The organism is Actinosynnema sp. NPDC053489, assembly GCF_044544865.1.
Taxonomy (GTDB): domain Bacteria; phylum Actinomycetota; class Actinomycetes; order Mycobacteriales; family Pseudonocardiaceae; genus Actinosynnema.
In genome coordinates this window covers 163,948-180,699 of sequence record NZ_JBITXT010000011.1, presented here as the reverse complement: position 1 = coordinate 180,699, position 16,752 = coordinate 163,948, and the positions used below count along the sequence as shown (strand labels likewise).

The window sequence follows — 16,752 nt, the reverse complement described above, 5'->3', positions numbered from 1 at the left end:
GGTGGATCGTGACTAGGTTCTACAGGTCATGCGTTCACTTGCCCGGGTGGGGAGCCTGCGCGCGGCGATCACGGCGCTGACCGGGATCACCGCGCTCTACATGGGTCTCGTCGTGTTCGGCAACGTCACCGACTACGGGACCAACCACGCGTTCGTGCAGCACGTGCTGGCGATGGACACCACGTTCGGCTCGCCGAACACGTCGTGGCGGGCGATCACGAGCCCGACCGCCGTGACCGTCGCCTACCTGCTGATCATCGCGTGGGAGGCGGTCACCGCGCTGGCGCTGCTGGCGGGCCTCGTCGCCTGGCTGCGCGGCCGTGAGGCGGTGGGGCGCGCGTTGTCGTCGACGGGCTGGGTGATGCAGGCGCTGCTGTTCGGCGGCGGGTTCATCGCGATCGGCGGCGAGTGGTTCGCCATGTGGCAGTCGAAGGACTGGAACGGGCTCACGCCAGCGTTCCAGAACTTCGTGGTCGCCGCGCTCGGCCTGGTCCTGCTGCACGCCGGCCGGCGCGAGGCGGCGCCGGTGCGCGACGGGGCGGCGGTCTAGCCGACGATCCGGCGGAGCTGGTCCAGCAGCTCCGCCCGGCTGGCGCAGCCCAACCGCTGCCTCATCCGGGCCACGTGGTGCTCGACGGTCTTGGCCGAGATGAACAGCCGGTCGCCGATCTGCTTGTAGGTCAGGCCGTTGACGACCAGCTCGGCCACCTCGCGCTCGCGGTCGCTGAGCTTGCCCGCGTCGACCTCGGCGGCGGGCTCCGGCTGCCTGCGGGCGCCCCCGGCGGTGCGGCCCTGGAGCAGCCGCGCGCAGTCCAGCAGCCGCACCATCGCCTGCCGGTCGGACGTGCGGATCGCCGCCTGGCCCGCGAGCCGGGCCGCGTCCCACCACTGGCCGACGGCCTGGAGCCCGCGCGCGGCCTCCTCGACCTGGTCGGCGTCGACCTTGCCCGCGACGACGTCCAGCCAGCTCTCCGCGGCCGTCGACACGATCGCCGCGTACCGGCTGCTCCCGCGGCACGCGGCCAGCGACGCCGCGTGCTCCTCGGCGACGGCGGTCTCCTCGGCGATGATCGCCGCGTGCAGCGCGCTCCAGTGCAGCGGCACGGCCCATAAGCAGGGATCACCCAGGTCCCGCAACAGGTCGCGCGCCGCGGCGAGGTGCGGTGCGAGCCGGTGCTGGTCGCGCAGCCGTGCCGCGGCCGTGGCGAACTCGCCCAGCGGCAGGAACGCGAACAGGTCGACGGGGTGGCGCAGCACCGCCTCGCACGCCTGCTCCCACGTCCGCTTCAACGTGGCCAGGTCGCTGTCGCGCCGGGCCACGCCGATCTCCAGCGCCACCGCGAACAGCCAGTCGCGCGGCTCCAGCGGCCGGCCCGCCTTGCGCAGCGCCACCAGCGCCTCCCGCGCCTGCGCGAGGTTGCCGCGCTGCATGGCGATCCACGCCCGCAGCAGCCGGTGCCGCACGGCCATCAGCGCGCCGCCCGACGAGGTCGCCACCGCCCGGTCGAGCACCGACTCGGCGATGCCCGGCTCGCCGCTGTGCACCGCGACCAGGGCGGCCAGCGCGGCGGGCGTGTCGGGCAGCAGCACGGACCGCCCGGCCGGTTCCAGCAACCCCGCCGCGCGGACCAGGGTGGACAGCGCGGTGGTCGCGGACGACGTCACCGACTCCACCACGCCCTGCGCCATCAGCGCCGCGCCGCCGTCGAGCAGGGTGGGCGGCGCGACGGGCAGCGGCGCGGCGGGCAGCCGTCCCGTGCCGACCTGGCCGATCACCGCGAACGCCGCCGAGGTCGCGCTGGGGGACCAGCGGTGCAGCTCCGTGCCGCGGGCGAGCTGGCCCCGGTGCGCCAGCGCGATCGCGGCCACCTCCGCCGCCGCGCCGCGGTGCCGCGGGTCGCCGCCGGAGAGCACCTGGTCGGCGAGCCGCAGGGCGGCGTCGAGGTCGCCCGCCATCGCCGAGGCCACGGCCCGCCGCACGGCCACGTCGTCGCCCGCCGTGCCGATGGCGCCCAGCAGCCGGGCCGCCAGCCCCGGGTCGCCCGGCAACGCCTCGTCGGCCGCCGCCAGGAACGCCCGCGCCATGTCGGGCCCCGCGACCGGGGTCTGCGCGCCCGTCCCGCCGACCGCGATCAGCGGCCGCACGAGGTCGAGCACCGGTCCGCCGGACCGCAGTTGCAGCTCGGCGAGCCGCTGCCGCACGGCGATCCGCCGGTCGGCCCGGGTCAACGACGCCACGGCCAGCCGGACGACGGGCGGCAGCGCGCCGTCGGCCGCGACCAGGCCGGTGGCGCGGCCCGCCTCGATCACGTCGCCGACCGCGTCGGCGTCGGCGTCGAGCAGCCCGCGGAGCAGGTCCAGCCGCAGCGCCACCCCGGCCTCGGCGGCCAGCAGGTACTTGCGCACGTCGGCGTCGAGCCAGTCGAGGTCCGCCCGGAACGACGCCACCACCTCGGGCGGAACCTCCGCCGCGGTCAGCCCGGCCAGCCGCCGCACGAACCGCGGCACGCCCCCGGTCTGCTGGTGCACGAACTCCGCCAGCCCCCGCGCGGGCGGCGGCAGCACCGCCCGCACCTGCTCCCGGGTGAACGGCTCCAGCGCCACCGCCGGTCGCGCCCGGCCCAGCGACTCCGCCAGCGCCGCGAGCGCGCGCGACCGCGGCCAGGGCCGGTAGGCCACGACGACGTTCCCGTCACCGCGCTCGACGCGGGCGCGCAGGTCCAGCAGTTCCGCGTCGGGCAGCAGGTGCGCGTCGTCGACCACGGCGGCCGACGCGCCGGCGTCCTCGAACGCGCGGGCGACCTCCCGCAGCACGGTGGTCTTGCCGTGCCCGCCGGGCGCCACGACGCCGAGCCGCACCGCGGCACCCGCCGCGATCGCGTCCAGCACCTGCGTGACCGGCTGCGGCAGCAGCACGGGGTGGGCGGTCGTGCTCGGGCTCAACGGCCATCCTCGCTGTCACGGGCCCGACGCGCGCCGGTCGGCACGAGGCCGCGCACGACGCGCTTCACCGTGCGCCGCTCCGGCAGGTCGAGCGGGGTGATGTCGACGGGCGGGCGGGGCGGCGGCGCGGTGAACTCCACGTCCGCCGGCTCCAGGCCGCCCACGGGGAACCGCAGCAACGGGTCGTCGTCGCGGACCAGGACTGAGGTCTCGATCGGCTCCGGCTCGGCGTCGGGCCCCATGACGAGCCGGCGCGCGGCCAGCGCGGCGCCCTTCACCACCGAGGTCTCCGGCGCGGCCTCCAGCACCACGCGGCCGGGCACCGACGCGGCGATCAGGGGGATGCGGGCGCTGCCGCCGACGAGCACGGTCATCTCCACGCCGGTGGCGACCCGGGAGAACACCGAGACGGCCTGCTCCACGTGCGGCCGGATCAGGTCCTCGAACCGGGCGCGGGTGATCGGCACGTCGACCCGCCCGGACGGCAGGTGCACCGGGATCGACGTCTCCACCGTGCCGGACAGCACCCGCTTGGCCGCCTCGCAGTCGCGCCGCAGCCGGGCGAGCAGGCCGCGGGTGCGGGGGTCGTCGGCGACCGGCTCGGCCAGCGCCCGGCCGAGCGAGCCGCGCACGTGCTCGAACACGGCGTCGTCGAAGTCGACGCCCGCGGCCTGGTCGACGCCGTCGACGGTGTGGAGCAGGTCGAGGCCGCGCCCCACCACGGAGGCGCTGAACGCGTGGCTGCCCAGGCTGAACACGCCGAGCGACCCGGCGAAGGACCGGGTGAACGCGTGGTTCTCGGCCGCGGCGACCGGTTCGGGCACCAGCGACGCCTCCACGCCGACCGACCGCAGCGCGCGGTGCACCAGGCCCTTGGCGTAGGGACCCCAGGCGGGCGGGTGCGCCAGCACGACGTGCTCGGGCCGTTCGCCCTCGCGGGCGGCGACCTGGTCGGTGACCCACATGACCAGCAGCGCCGTCAGCTCCTCGGGGGTGAACCGCTCGCCGCCCGCGTCCGTGCCGAGGACCACGGGCACCGCGTCGCCGACCCGGCGGGCGAACCCGGTGGCCGTCCACCGCGGGTCGCCGGGCTCGCCGACCGCGAACGCGCCGTCGGGGGTGAGCTGCAACGACGTCGCGACACCGCCGCCCGGTCCGCCGAGGCCGACCGGTTCGGGTTCGCCGCGCCCGGCGCCGCCCAGCCGGCAGACGGCGGCGGCGGTGCGCGTGGTGCCCACGTCGACCCCGAGGACGTACGGCAACTCGGCGGCCTCCTCACTCACCTGAACGAAGTACGGCCAGTAGGTACACGGACCGCGATGCGGTCACAAGGTCATCCCCTAATCCCCTAGGGAGTGAACGAGAACCACCCCATAGTGGTTGCGCGATCTACGGGGAGTAATCCCCGATGGCCGGTGATCCCCCCGGACCTAGCGTTGTCCGGGCCGGACCCACCCTGCCGGGCCGGCTGCCCGCGCCCTACCTGACCAGGAGATAGCCATCATGGGCTCCAGCCCCACCACGCTGCACGACTTCGTTCTCGACCTGCTCAGCGACCCGACCGCGCTGGCCGACTTCCAGGCCGACGCCGAGGGCACCCTGGCGAGGGCGGGCCTGAGCGACATCAGCGCCCTGGACGTGCAGGAAGTCATCCCGCTGGTGCTCGACTACGTGCCGACCGGGAGCCTGCCCGCTCTCGACGGCTCGCTGCTCGAGGACCTGCCGCTCGACCTGGCCGACGCGGGCCAGGCCGGCGCGATCTTCCGGCTCAAGGCCGTCGCGGACCAGCTCGCGGTGTCGGGTGCCACCGGCGCCGGGGACGTCAAGGCCGCCATCGCCGGCACGCTCAGCGCCGATGCCGACGGCATCACGCTGTTCGGCGGCGTGTCGAGCTGGGACCTGGTCGACGGCGCCGCCTCGGCGAAGCTGACGGTCGCGGGCGACTTCTCCGCGGTGGGCGACGTGACCGACACCCTGGACGGCACGCTGCTCACCGCCCACGGTCAGGTCGGGGACCTGACCTCCACGGCGACCGGCACGCTGGACGGTGCCGCCGCCACCGCGGGTGGGGTCACCGGCTCGCTGCCGGTCGCGGACGGCCTGACCAGCACCGCGTTCGGCGCGCTCGACACGCTGCACGGCGTCGTCGGCGGGGTGACCGGTGGCCTCACCAGCTCCCTGCCGGTCGGCGACCTCGGCAAGGTCGCCGACCTCGACCACGTGACCGACCTGGGCGACTCGCTCGGCGTCACCGCGCACGGCAACGCCGGCGTCGGCAACGCCGCCCCCCTGTCCGGCGTGACCGGCGCCGTCGAGGACGTCGCGGACCACGCGGGCCTCGGCGGCGTGGTGAGCAACGTCACCACCACGGTCGACCACCTGGACCTGCCGGTGGTCGACTCGCTCGGCGTGGACGACCTGCTCTTCTGAGACCGGTGCACCACCAGGGGGCCGGTTCCGTCCGCCGGACGGGACCGGCCCTCGCCGTGTCCCGGACTTCCACCCGGACGGGTTTTACCGGCACACTCTGCCGGGTGATGTCCGCGCCCTGGCTCGACGTGCTCGACGACACGATCCGGGCTTGCGCTGCGCACAACCGGCCTGACCTGGCCGAACGGTTGCGCGACAAGCGCGCCCGCCAGCTGGACCCCAAGCTCCGCGTGCTCGTCATCGGCGAGCCGAAGCAGGGCAAGAGCCAGCTCGTGAACGCGATGGTGAACGCCCCGGTGTGCGCGGTGGGTGACGACCTCACGACCACCGTTCCCACGTTCGTGCAGCACGCGGAAACGCCGTCGGCGGCGCTGGTGCGGGGGGCGTCCGTGGCGAACACGCCCACCGAGCGCATCCCGGTCCCGCTGGACCAACTGGCCAGCCAGGTCAGCGGCGCCGGCTTCCACGGCGGCGACCTGGTGCGCGCCGAGGTCGGCATCCCGCGCGCCCTGCTCGACTCGGGCCTGGTGCTGATCGACACGCCCGGCGTGGGCGACCTGCGGCCCGCGCACACCGCGAGCACGTTCGCCGCGCTGCTCCAGGCCGACGCGGTGCTCATGGTCTCCGACGCCACGGCCGAGCTGACCCGCTCCGAGCTGGAGCTGCTCAAGCAGGTCATGACCTCGTGCCCCAACGTGGTCCTGGTGTTGACCAAGATCGACATCGCGGCGCAGTGGCGGCGCGTGGTCGAGCGCAACCGGGCGCACCTGGCCCGCGCGGGCGTGACCGCGAAGCTCATCCCGGTCTCGGCCGCGCTGCGGCTGCGCGCGGCCAAGACCGGCGACAAGGCGCTCAACGCCGAGTCCGGCTTCCCCGAGCTGCTCGCCTGCGTGCAGCAGGACATCGTCGCCGCCGCCGACCTGCTGGCCCGCCGCTCGGTCGCGGTCACCGCCGCGTCGGCGATCAAGCAGCTCGTCGCGCCGGTGCGCGAGGAGCTGTCCGCCCGCGCCGCGCGGGGCGCGGAGGACACGATCGCCGCGCTCAACGAGGCCCAGCGCCGCGTCGACGAGCTGCGCCGCCGGTCCGCGCGCTGGCAGACCGTGCTGGCCGACGAGATGGCCGACCTGGTCTCCGACATCGAGTACGACCTGCGCGACCGCACCCGCCGGATCCTGCGCGAGGTGGAGCGGACCTTCGACACCGCCGACCCCGCGCTGGGCTGGGACCGGTTCGAGACGTGGCTGGAGGACAGCCTCACCGAGGCCGCGACCACGAACTTCGCCTGGCTGCTCGACCGCTCGGAGTGGGTGGCGGAGAAGGTCGCCAAGAGCTTCCCGGTGGCCCGCGACGACCTGCTGCCCGAGTCGATCTTCCCGGACGACGTGCTGGACCGGGTCGCGCCGATGGACAAGCCGGTGATCGAGAAGTTCGGCCTGGTGCAGAAGGCGTTCACCGGGTTGAAGGGCTCCTACGGCGGCGTGCTGATGTTCGGCCTGGCCACCAGCCTGGCCGGGATGCCGCTGATCAACGCGATCTCGCTGGGCGCGGGCGCGCTGTTCGGCGGCAAGTCGATCATGGACGAGGGCGACCAGCGGCTGCGCCGCAGGCAGGCCGCCGCCAAAGCCGCCGCGGCCCGGCACGTGGACGACTTCTTCACCAAGTTCAACAAGGACTGCCGCGACGCGGCCCGGCACATCCAGCGCAGCCTGCGCAACCACTTCGCCACGCTGGCCGAGGAGCTGCAGGAGACGCTGCTGGAATCGGCCCGCAGCGCCCGGCGCGCGGTGCAGGACGACAACACCGAGCGGGAGCGCCGCAACCGCGACGCCAAGCGCGAGCTGGACGACCTGGTGGCGCTGTACCAGCGCGTGCAGGCGTTGGCGGGGGGTCAGGCGCCGCCGCTGGGGATCAGCGCGTGACGCCCGCCGGCCCGGCGCTGGAGGACGAGGTCCGGGCGCTGGTCGAGGACGCCCTGTCGGTCTACCGGGACAGCCCGCGGGCGGTGGCGTGGCTGCGCGGGCACCTCGCCCGGTTCGACGAGCCGGTGCGGGTCGCCGTCGCGGGCGCGCCCCGGTCGGGCAAGTCCACCGTCGTCGGCGCGCTGATCGGCGAGGAGTTCGCGCCGACCGGCGCGACCACCTGGTACCAGGACGGGCCGCGACCCGCCGCGCACGTCGGCCCGCACGAGGTGCCGGTGCTGCGCCGCGACGGCAAGGCGTTCGTGGACGCGCCCGACGCCGAGCGCGTCACCGTGCACTGGCCGTCGCGGTCGCTGCGCGACCTGACGCTGATCGACACGCCCGCGGGCGCGCCGGTCGAGCAGGTCTACGGCGAGGCCGACGCGGTGCTCTACCTGACCCGGCACATGCACACCACGGACGTGCGGTTCCTCCGGGCCGCGCACGACCACCCGGTCGCCCGGGTCGCGCCGGTGAGCACGGTGCTGGTGCTGTCGCGGGCCGACGAGATCGGCGGCGGCCGGATCGACGCGCTGTCCTCGGCCAAGCAGATCGCCCGCCGCTACCGGCGCGAGGCGGCGGTGACCCCGTTGTGCCAGAACGTGGTCGCGGTGGCCGGGTTGCTCGCCGTCGCCGCGCGCACCCTGCGGCCGGAGGAGTTCGCCGCGCTGGCGGCGCTGGCGTCGTTGCCGCGCGCGGAGCTGGACGACCACCTGCTGTCCACCGACCGGTTCGTCGGCGAGGACTTCCCGGTCCGGCTGGAACCCGCGGTGCGGCGCGGCCTGGTGGACCGGTTCGGCATCTTCGGGGTGCGGCTGACCACGACGTTGATCCGGCAGGGCTTCGACACGCAGGTGAAGCTGACCGGGCAGCTCGTGCAGCGCAGCGGGCTGGGCGAGCTGCGCGACTCGATCGGCGTCTACTTCACCGAGCGGCGCGAGGTGCTCAAGGCGCGGTCGGCGCTGCTGGGCCTGGACGTGGTGCTGCGCGCCGAGCCGCGACCCGGGTCGGTCGGGCTGGCCGCGGCGGTGGAGCGGATCGTGGCCACCGCGCACGACTTCCGCGAGCTGCGGCTGCTGGCGGCGTTGCAGGGCGGCCGGACCCGGCTGCCCGGCGACCTCGACGCGGAGGCGTCCCGGTTGGTCGGCGGGCTGGGCACGAACCCGGTGGTGCGGCTGGGGATGGACTACGAGCCGACCGGCGGCGAGCTGCGGCTGGCCGTGCTGGAGACGCTGGGGCGGTGGCGGGAGCTGGCCGTCGACCCGGCGCTGGACCACGGGCAGCGACGGGCGGCGGCGGTGGTCGTGCGCAGCTGCGAGGGGATGCTGGGGCAACCGGTCGGGTGACCGCGCCCAGGCCGGCGCGGGGTCGGGTTCGGGTTCGGGCCGGCGCGGGGTCAGCCCAGCGCGGCGGCGACGGCCCGGACGGCGGCGGACGGGGTGCGGCGCGGGTCGGTGACCAGGAACAGGGTGCTGTCGGGCAGTTCGCGCACGCGCTGGAGCGTGCCGGCGTCGAGCTGCTCGGCCACCGCCACGCGCGGCAGCACGGTCCGGCCCAGGCCCGCCACCACGCACGACCGCACGGCCTCGATGCTGCCGAACCGGGTGATGCCCGGCGTCGCCGGCAGCTCGCGCACGAACCGGTCGCTGTAGGAGCAGCCCTCCTCCAGCAGGAAGTACCGCTCGTCCGGCACGACGCCGGGCGCGGACACCAGCTCGATCGGCTCCACCCCGATGGCGGTCACCTTCAACCCCGGCGCGACCAGCGAGTCCTCCAGCACCAGCGCCAGGTCCAGCGTGCCGTTGCGGACGCCGGCCAGCGCCTGGCGGGTGCCCGCGGGCGAGAGGTGCACCGAGATGCCCGGCCAGCGCAGCGCCACGTCGGCGATCCGCTGCGGCAGCCGGTAGGCGCACACCGACTCGGGCGCGGCTATCCGCACGTCCCCCTCGACCGCCGTGCTGCCGCGCACCGCGTCGCGCAGGCGTTGCTCGGAGGTCAGCACCTCGCGGGCGTGCTCGACGGCCTGCCGACCCGCCTCGGTCAGCCGGGCGCCGCTGGGCAGCCGGTCGAACAGGCGGGCGCCCAGGTGCCGCTCCAGGGCCTTGACCTGGCTGGTCACCGTGGATTGCACGAGGTGCAGCTCCGCCGCGGTGGCGGTGAAGCTGCCCGTGCGCGCGAGCACCAGGAGGGTGCGCAGGAGGCGGGTGTCCACCGCATCGACAATACCGATCGGACACATCGCAGGGAATCGTTGGACTCGATGCCGTCCGGTGGGGGACGCTGTCGGCATGAATGACGTGCCCGAACCGGCGGTCCTGCGCTACTCCGCCTTCACCACCGACCCCGCCGGCGGCAACCCGGCCGGTGTCGTGCTCGACGCTACCGGCCTGGACGACGCCGGGATGCTCCGGATCGCCGCCGCGGTCGGCTACTCCGAGACCGCGTTCCTGTTCCCCCGCGCGGAGGGGCGCGAGTTCGACGTGCGGTACTTCAGCCCCCTGGTGGAGGTGCCGTTCTGCGGTCACGCGACCGTGGCCTCCGCCGTCGCGCTGGACGTCACCGGCACGGTGCGGTTCCACACCAGGTCGGGGTTGGTCGAGGTGGACGCGGCACCCGGTCGGGCGAGCCTGACCAGCGTGCCGACGTCCTCCGCGCCCGCGCCGGCGGGCGATGTCGCCGAGGCGTTGCGGGCGCTGCGGTGGTCGGCGGAGGACCTGGACCCGCGCTACCCCGCGCACTGGGCGTTCGGCGGGGCGCGGCACCTCGTGCTGGCCGTGCGCACGCGGGAGCGGTTGGCGGACCTGGACTACGACTTCGACGCGTTGGCGGGGTTGTTGCGCGCCAACGACGCCGTGACCGCGCAGCTCGTGCACCAGCGGTCCGAGGACGTGTTCGACGCGCGCGACCCGTTCCCGGTGGGCGGGGTGGTCGAGGACCCGGCCACGGGCGCCGCCGCGGCGGCGTTCGGCGGCTACCTGCGGACCCTCGGGCTGGTCGGGCGGCCCAGGTCGATCACCATCCACCAGGGGGTGGACCTGGGCCGGCCGAGCCTGCTGGAGGTCGCCGTCTCCCCCGACGACCCGCGCGTCACCGTGACGGGGGCGGCGGTGCCGATCCCGGTGGGGTGACGCGGGGTCCGGGCGCGGTCAGGCGCGTTCGAGCACCACGACCGGGATCTCGCGGTCGGTCTTCCGGGCGTACTCGTCGTAGGCGGGCCAGACCTCGGTCATCAACTTCCACAGCTCGGCGCGCTCCTCGCCGGTCGCGGTCCGGGCCCTGGCCCGGAACACGTCGGACTTCACCTGCACCTCGGCCTCATTGCGCTCCAGCAGGTTGCGGTACCAGGCGGGGTGCTCCGGGGCACCGCCGTAGGACGCGACGACCACGTAGGCGTCGCCGTGGGGTTGGTAGATCAACGCGGTGCGGCGGGGTTTCCCGGACTTGCGGCCCACCGTGGTCAGCAGCAGCGTGAAGACGCCGGGCTGCCACTCGTGACCCTGCTCGCCACCGGTCTCGACGTACTTGCGGATGTGCTCGTTCACCCACTCGACGGGGCTGTCCTGTACCGACATGCCCCGAAGCTACCGACAACGCGGCGGGGCCGCCGGTCGTCACTCCGCAATGACGACCGGCGGCCCCGAGCGGGGTGGGGACGTCCGCCTCGCACCCCCGGCGCGCCAAGCCCCGGGCGACTCCCGGCACCCCCGCCCGCGTAAACGGTGTGCCGGGCCGCTCGGCCGCGTCATGGGGGACGCGGCGTGGGACGTGACGGCCGAAGAACGGTCAGTAGATCTGGCTGCGGGTCCGGTGGTGGACCGCGGTGGCTCGGCGCATCCGCATCTCCTCGGCGCTCGACGGGAACTCCGCCAACTATGGCCGCGGCGAGGGCTGGCGGCTCATACGAAAGGGGGATAGAAGAGCGTTATGCCCGAGCTTGAACTACGTCACCTGCGCGCGGTGTGCGCCATCGCCGAAGAAGGCAGCCTCACCAAGGCCGCCGCGCGCCTGGGACTCACGCAGCCCGCGATGAGCGCCCAGCTGCGCACCGTCGAGCGGATCGTCGGCGGTCGCCTGTTCGACCGGACCACCGCCGGTTCCCTGCCCACCGACCTCGGCAAACAGGTCGTCGGCACGGCGAGGCTGGTGCTCGACGAGGTCGACCAGCTGGTCTCGCTGGCGCGGGAGCGGGCCGGTGGCGAACGGCCCGGGCCGCTGCTGGTGGGCGGCGTGCCGACGTTGTTCTTCGGGCACTTCGTCGAGGAGCTGCGGCGGGTGATCCCCTGTTCGGAGGTCCGCACCGAGATCATGCCCGGCGCGTCGGACCTCGTGGAGCTGCTGGTGACCGGTCAGGTGCAGCTCGGCGTGCTGGACCGGTTCGAGGGCCTGGAACGCCGGGAGCTGCGCGGGCTGGAGCTGCGCAGGCTGGTGAGCGAGCCGCAGTTCGTGGCGCTGCCGGAGACCGACCCGCTGGCCGAGCAGGACGACGTGGAGCTCGGGCAGCTCGCCGACCGGGACTGGGTCGCGCCGCCGGACGAGTTCGTCGGCAACCGGCTGCAGATCTTCACGGCGTGCGCGGCGGCCGGCTTCACCCCCCGGTTCACCCACCACGTGAACGAGGCCAACACCGCCCGCAGCCTGGTGGCCAACGGCGCGGTGTCGTTCGCGCTGCCCCAGTCCCGCGGCGGCGACGGGATCGTGATCCGGCCGCTGCGCGGCGCACCGCTGATGGTGGACCTGATGGTCGCCACCCGCCGCGACGGCCCCGCCGCCGGCCGGGCCCACGACGTCTTCGCCGCCGCCGCGCGGGCCTACTGCGCGGTGCTCCCCCGCAACCCGGGTTACGCGAAGTGGTGGGAGGAGCACCCCGAGGCCCACCGGGAGATCGACGCGGCGCTGCTCGCCGGGGGCTAGCCGGGGGGAAGGTGCCCGGCCGCGCGAGACCGGCGGACAGCGGTCGAGCGCGGTCCGGCGGCCGGGCGCGGTCCGGCGGAGCACGGTTCGGCCGGGCGCGGTCCGGCGGACCGCAGTTCGGCGGGGAGCGGTCCGGCGGGGCGGGGTCGGCGACCGGTGGTCACGCCGGGTTCGCGGCGCGCACGGCGTCCTCGATCGTGGTGGCGGGGCGACCGATCAGCTTCTCCAGGTCGGGGCGGACCTCGGCGAGCGCGCCGCGGGCGATGTTGGTCTCGACGTCGGCGAGCAGCTCGACCAGGAACCCCGGCAGGCCGAAGCCCTCCAGCGCGGCCACCCGGTCCGCCGCGGCCACCCGCTCGTGGGTCGTGCCGGCGAGCGCGGCCAGCTCGTCGAAGCTCCACGCCCGCGGCCCGGTCAGCTCGTAGGCGGTGTTCTCGTGGCCGGGCGTGCTCAGCACGACGGCGGCGGCCAGGGCCAGGTCGTCGCGCGAGGCGCTGGCGATGCGGCCGTCGCCGGCGGCGCTGACGATCGGGCCGGGCCCGTGCGGCAGGTAGTTCTCGTGGTACATCCCGTTGCGCAGGAACGTGAACGGGATGCCGGTGGCGCGGATCGCGTCCTCGGTCGCCTTGTGGACCCGGGCCAGGAGGAGCGGCGAGGTGTCCGCGTCGGTGACCGAGGTGTAGACGATGTGCCGCACGCCCGCGTCGGCCGCCGCCCGCACCGCGGCGAGGTGCCGGCGCACCCGGATCTCGTCCGGGCCGTCCACGGACACCATCAGCAGCGTCTCCACGCCGGCGAACGCCTCGGCGAGGGGCCCGTCGAAGTCGCCCGGCCGGACCTCGACGCCCAGGCCCTCGGCCTTGCGCGGGTCGCGGACGGACACGGCGAGCCGGTCGGCGGGCAGGCGGGTGAGGGCGTGGCGCAGGATCAGGGAGCCGAGGTGGCCGGTCGCGCCGGTGATCAAGGTCGTCATGCCGGCAACGCTAGGTCGAGCGCTAACGAATCGTAAGTACCTACCCGTTCATCAGGTACTTACCCGGCGGAGAGCGTGCAGGTAGGTTGGTCGCCATGTACTCGCGAGGTGACGTGTACGACCGCAACTGCCCGTCCCGGACGATCGCCAACCACGCCACCGGGCACTGGGGCAGCCTGGTGCTCGGCAAGCTCCTCGAGGGGACCATGCGGTTCAGCGAGCTGCGCCGGGCGGTCAGCGGGGTGAGCGAGAAGATGCTCGCCCAGACGTTGCAGGCGCTGGAGCGGGACGGGCTCGTGCACCGCGAGGTGCACCCCGTGATCCCGCCGCGGGTGGACTACTCCCTCACCCCGTTGGGCACCCACGCGGCAGAGCGGATCAGCGAGCTGTTCGGCTGGATCGAGCGGAACCTGCCGGACTTCCTGGCGGCGCGCGAGGAGTACGACGCGCGGCGGGCCGAGAACGTGTGACCCTGTGCTCCAGGTCACGTCCAGCCCTCCGACGTCTGAGGTGTTCAGGGTGAGGGTGATGACTTATCGGGGCAACGGACCAGCAGAGAGATCGGACGTATCCCGGCTTCCGCAAACCAACAACCGGTGAATTGGAAGGGTGGTTTGCCAGAATGGGAGCCATGACGCAGCCCTTCACAGACGATAGACACCCGGCCGAGCCCTATCCGGGAGCTCGGCCGGGACACTGCTTCGTGCACCTCGACGGCGCCGGCTGGCCGGTCACGCCCGATCCCGGTGCCGATTCCGGATGGCGGGTCGCCCCCGACGGGCAGGACCTGGACGACTGGCTGGCCGAGCGCGGCGAACCGCCGCTCGCCGGTCGGATGCCGGTGCTGGCGTACGGCTCCAACGCCAACCCCGCCAAGGTGACGTGGCTCCGCGAGGAGCTGGGGCTGACCGGCCCGGCGGTCGTGCTGCGGGCCCGGTGCGAAGGGCTGGCGGCGGTCTGGGCCGCGGGCCTGCGCAAGACCGACGGCCAGCGGCCGGCGACCCTCGCCGCCGCGCCGGGCGTCGAGGAGGAGCACGCGGTGTGGTTCGCCACCGCGGAGCAGTTGCGGGTGCTGGACCGGTGCGAGGGGCGCGGGCTGCGCTACCGGCTGGTCCGCCTGCACACCGGTCGGGTGACGCTGTTCAACGGCGGGGTGGTCGACTCGGTGCTCGCCTACACCGGCGCGGGGACGCGGCGGATGCCGCTGCTGGTCAACGGCAGGCCCGTGCGGTGCGCGGAGGTCGACCAGGCGCGGGCGCGGCGGTTCGGCGGCAGGCCCGCGGACGGCGACGGGCTGGACGTGACGCCGGTGCTCGGCGACCCCTCGCCGGACGACTGGCCGGACCGGGTCTTCGTGTACGGGACGCTCCAGCCGGGGATGCCCGCCTGGCCGCTCGTGGAGCGGTTCGTGAGCGGCGGGCCGGCGCGGGCGTCGCTGCCGGGGACGCTGCACGACACCGGGCGGGGGTACCCGGCGTTCCGGCCCGGGGGCGCGGGGGCGGTCCCGGGGTACGTGCTGCGGGTGGAGCGGCCGGAGGAGGCGCTCCCCGCGTTGGACGAGTACGAGGGTGACGAGTACCGGCGGGTCCGGGTGACGCTGGCCGACGGGCAGGTCTGCTGGACCTACGTGTGGGCGGGGTCGGTGGGCGACATGCCGGTGCTGTCGGGCGGCTGGGTCGGGGCGGGCGCGGGAGGCGCCCCGGGCGTGAGCGCCGCGGCGGGTGTCGAGGCCGAGCGGCGGGTCGGTGGTTGAGGCCCCGACCGGTGCGACCCGGGGCCCTCACGGGCACCCGGCAGGCCAAGGCCGACGGGCCCGGCGGGGCGTTCTTCCCCACCGGGCCCGTCGCACCTGCCGAACGCGTGTGTCGTACCTCCAGGTCCCGTGTGTCGTACCTCCAGGCCGCGTGAGTCCTGCGTTCAGGTCCCGTGAGTCCTACGTTGGCGCACCCCGAATTCAACGTTCGAGGTGTTGGTTGGCATCGGCCGTGCGCCCGATCCGGTGAATTTCTCGCCGATCGACCCAACCGAACGGCCGTTGGGTACGTCCTCCACGTGAGGACCGTTCCCCAGCAGGAGGTGGACATGAGGCGACTCGTGGCGCTCGGCGCCCTCACGGTCGCGCTTGCGGCATGCGGGAGTCCCCGGCAGCAGGAGGTGGCCGGGCAGTCGACGCTGCCGGTGCAGCCGACGCCCACCTCGTCGTCCCCGGCGGCGCCGGTGCCGCCGTCGTCGCCGGCTCCCCCGACCTCCGCCGCGGCCACGCCCGCGTCCGGGCGGTGCAGCGCCGCCGTGCTCGCCGGGACCGTCGAACCGGCCGAGGCGGGCGCCGGGAACCGGTACGGCAAGCTCGTGGTCACGAACAGCGGCTCGACGCCGTGCACCCTCAACGGGTACAGCGGGTTGCAGTTGCTGGACGCCGCGGGCAACCCGGTGCCCACCGACCTCCAGCGCTCGCCCGACCCCGGGCCCGCCCCGATCCTCCTGGCGCCCGGTCGGGCGGCGGCCGCCAACCTGCACTGGACCGTCGTGCCCACGGGTGACGAGCCGGTCGACCGGCCCTGCCAGGCCGAGGCCGCGCGGGCGGCGGCGATCCCGCCCGACGAGACGCAGCCGGTGGACCTCCGGTGGGGCCTGGGGCCGGTGTGCGCCGGCGGGAAGATCGAGATCAGCGCGTTCTACGCTGCCTAGGTGATCGAGTCCAACGTTCCCGGCCACGCCGGGGAGCTCGCGGTCCGCACGTGGCCCAACCTGGACGCCGCCTGGCTCGCCGTCATCGTGCACGGCTTCGGCGAGCACGGCGGCAGGTACGCGCACGTCGCGGACGCGCTGGTGCGGGCCGGTGCGCTCGTCGTCGCCGCGGACCAGGTCGGGCACGGCCGGTCGGAGGGGGAACGGGCGGTGGTCGCCGACCTCGACGGCGCGGTGGCCGACGTCGGCGCGGCGATCAGCTCCGCCGCGTCCGACCTGCCCACGGTGCTGATCGGGCACGGCGAGGGCGGGTTGGTCGCCGCGCGGTACGCGCAGCTGCACCCCCTGGACGCGTTGGTGCTGTCCGCGCCGGTGCTGGGCGCGTGGGAGGGGCTGGACGACGATTCCGGCGAGCCGTTGGACCCCGCGCTGCTGTCCCGCGACCCGGAGGTGGGCAAGCGGTACGCGGCGGACCCGCTGGTGTGGCACGGGCCGTACCCGCGCGAGACGTTGGCGATGGTGGAGCGCGCGCTGGACGAGGTCAACTACGGTCCGGCGCTGGAGCACCTGCCGACGCTGTGGCTGCACGGCGACGCGGACGAGCTGGTGCCCCTGGCCGACACCCGCACGGGCACGGACCGGTTGCGCGGCCTGCTGTTCGAGGAGCGCGTGTACCCGGGCGCGCGGCACGAGGTGTTCAACGAGACGAACTCGGCCGAGGTGCTGGCCGACGTGGTCTCCTTCGCGCGCCGGGTGCTGGAGCTGGGCTGAGCCGGAGGTGCCGGCCGCGGCACCACCCGCGGCCGGCACGCGTCACCGGGTGTGCGGGGCGGCCGACGAGGCGCCGCC

General features: G+C 74.9%; 15 protein-coding genes. 10 read left to right on the top strand and 5 right to left on the bottom strand.

The features are described 5' to 3' along the window. The first annotated feature begins 46 nt into the window (after window positions 1-46). The gene (locus ACIGNX_RS24975; RefSeq protein ID WP_396543111.1) at window positions 47-550 is read left to right on the top strand and encodes a DUF2165 domain-containing protein; all 504 of its coding nucleotides are present in this window, start codon (window positions 47-49) and stop codon (window positions 548-550) included. On the opposite strand, the gene ACIGNX_RS24970 is transcribed toward ACIGNX_RS24975, so the two are convergent. Continuing rightward, entirely contained in the window at window positions 547-2,943 is a 2,397-nt protein-coding gene (locus ACIGNX_RS24970; protein WP_396543110.1) for a LuxR C-terminal-related transcriptional regulator, read from the bottom strand. The two genes, ACIGNX_RS24975 and ACIGNX_RS24970, sit on opposite strands and share 4 nt — an antisense overlap. Then, on the bottom strand, window positions 2,940-4,226 hold the full coding sequence (locus tag ACIGNX_RS24965) for an Hsp70 family protein (protein WP_396543109.1): 1,287 nt from the start codon (window positions 4,224-4,226) through the stop codon (window positions 2,940-2,942). The genes ACIGNX_RS24970 and ACIGNX_RS24965 overlap by 4 nt, the downstream gene beginning before the upstream one ends. A 220-nt stretch (window positions 4,227-4,446) precedes the next feature. Here ACIGNX_RS24965 and ACIGNX_RS24960 point away from each other — a divergent pair, with 220 nt between their 5' ends. The 3 genes from ACIGNX_RS24960 (at window position 4,447) to ACIGNX_RS24950 (ending at window position 8,677) form a co-directional block, all read left to right on the top strand. Then, entirely contained in the window at window positions 4,447-5,373 is a 927-nt protein-coding gene (locus ACIGNX_RS24960; RefSeq protein WP_396543108.1) for an IniB N-terminal domain-containing protein, read from the top strand. 107 nt (window positions 5,374-5,480) lie between these two features. Next, window positions 5,481-7,292 carry a dynamin family protein gene (locus ACIGNX_RS24955; RefSeq protein ID WP_396543107.1) on the top strand — a complete coding sequence of 604 codons (1,812 nt, stop codon included), beginning with the start codon at window positions 5,481-5,483 and terminating at the stop codon, window positions 7,290-7,292. Next, a complete protein-coding gene (locus ACIGNX_RS24950; protein ID WP_396543106.1) occupies window positions 7,289-8,677 on the top strand; it encodes a GTPase domain-containing protein in 1,389 nt (462 codons plus the stop codon). The genes ACIGNX_RS24955 and ACIGNX_RS24950 overlap by 4 nt, the downstream gene beginning before the upstream one ends. Window positions 8,678-8,727: 50 nt before the next feature. Here ACIGNX_RS24950 and ACIGNX_RS24945 read toward each other — a convergent pair whose 3' ends face one another. After that, on the bottom strand, window positions 8,728-9,543 hold the full coding sequence (locus tag ACIGNX_RS24945) for a LysR family transcriptional regulator (protein ID WP_396543105.1): 816 nt from the start codon (window positions 9,541-9,543) through the stop codon (window positions 8,728-8,730). Between the two features lie 76 nt (window positions 9,544-9,619). Here ACIGNX_RS24945 and ACIGNX_RS24940 point away from each other — a divergent pair, with 76 nt between their 5' ends. Beyond that, window positions 9,620-10,459: a PhzF family phenazine biosynthesis protein gene (locus tag ACIGNX_RS24940; protein ID WP_396543104.1), complete on the top strand. Its 840-nt coding sequence runs from the start codon at window positions 9,620-9,622 to the stop codon at window positions 10,457-10,459. An 18-nt stretch (window positions 10,460-10,477) separates the two neighbouring features. Here ACIGNX_RS24940 and ACIGNX_RS24935 read toward each other — a convergent pair whose 3' ends face one another. Continuing rightward, a complete protein-coding gene (locus tag ACIGNX_RS24935) occupies window positions 10,478-10,903 on the bottom strand; it encodes a nitroreductase family deazaflavin-dependent oxidoreductase (protein WP_396543103.1) in 426 nt (141 codons plus the stop codon). Between the two features lie 352 nt (window positions 10,904-11,255). On the opposite strand from ACIGNX_RS24935, the gene ACIGNX_RS24930 reads away from it, so the two are divergent. Continuing rightward, entirely contained in the window at window positions 11,256-12,242 is a 987-nt protein-coding gene (locus ACIGNX_RS24930; RefSeq protein ID WP_396543102.1) for a LysR family transcriptional regulator, read from the top strand. Between the two features lie 160 nt (window positions 12,243-12,402). On the opposite strand, the gene ACIGNX_RS24925 is transcribed toward ACIGNX_RS24930, so the two are convergent. Then, window positions 12,403-13,215 (bottom strand): NAD(P)H-binding protein, encoded by an 813-nt coding sequence (locus ACIGNX_RS24925; protein WP_396543101.1) that lies wholly within the window; start codon window positions 13,213-13,215, stop codon window positions 12,403-12,405. Window positions 13,216-13,310: 95 nt separating this feature from the next. Here ACIGNX_RS24925 and ACIGNX_RS24920 point away from each other — a divergent pair, with 95 nt between their 5' ends. The 4 genes from ACIGNX_RS24920 to ACIGNX_RS24905 all read left to right on the top strand — a co-directional run bounded on the left by ACIGNX_RS24920 (window position 13,311) and on the right by ACIGNX_RS24905 (window position 16,674). After that, on the top strand, window positions 13,311-13,685 hold the full coding sequence (locus ACIGNX_RS24920; RefSeq protein WP_396543100.1) for a winged helix-turn-helix transcriptional regulator: 375 nt from the start codon (window positions 13,311-13,313) through the stop codon (window positions 13,683-13,685). Window positions 13,686-13,918: 233 nt separating this feature from the next. After that, a complete protein-coding gene (locus tag ACIGNX_RS24915) occupies window positions 13,919-14,968 on the top strand; it encodes a gamma-glutamylcyclotransferase (protein ID WP_396543099.1) in 1,050 nt (349 codons plus the stop codon). Window positions 14,969-15,297: 329 nt separating this feature from the next. Continuing rightward, entirely contained in the window at window positions 15,298-15,903 is a 606-nt protein-coding gene (locus tag ACIGNX_RS24910) for a DUF4232 domain-containing protein (RefSeq protein WP_396543098.1), read from the top strand. Continuing rightward, window positions 15,904-16,674 carry an alpha/beta fold hydrolase gene (locus tag ACIGNX_RS24905; protein ID WP_396543097.1) on the top strand — a complete coding sequence of 257 codons (771 nt, stop codon included), beginning with the start codon at window positions 15,904-15,906 and terminating at the stop codon, window positions 16,672-16,674. Window positions 16,675-16,752 lie beyond the last annotated feature (78 nt).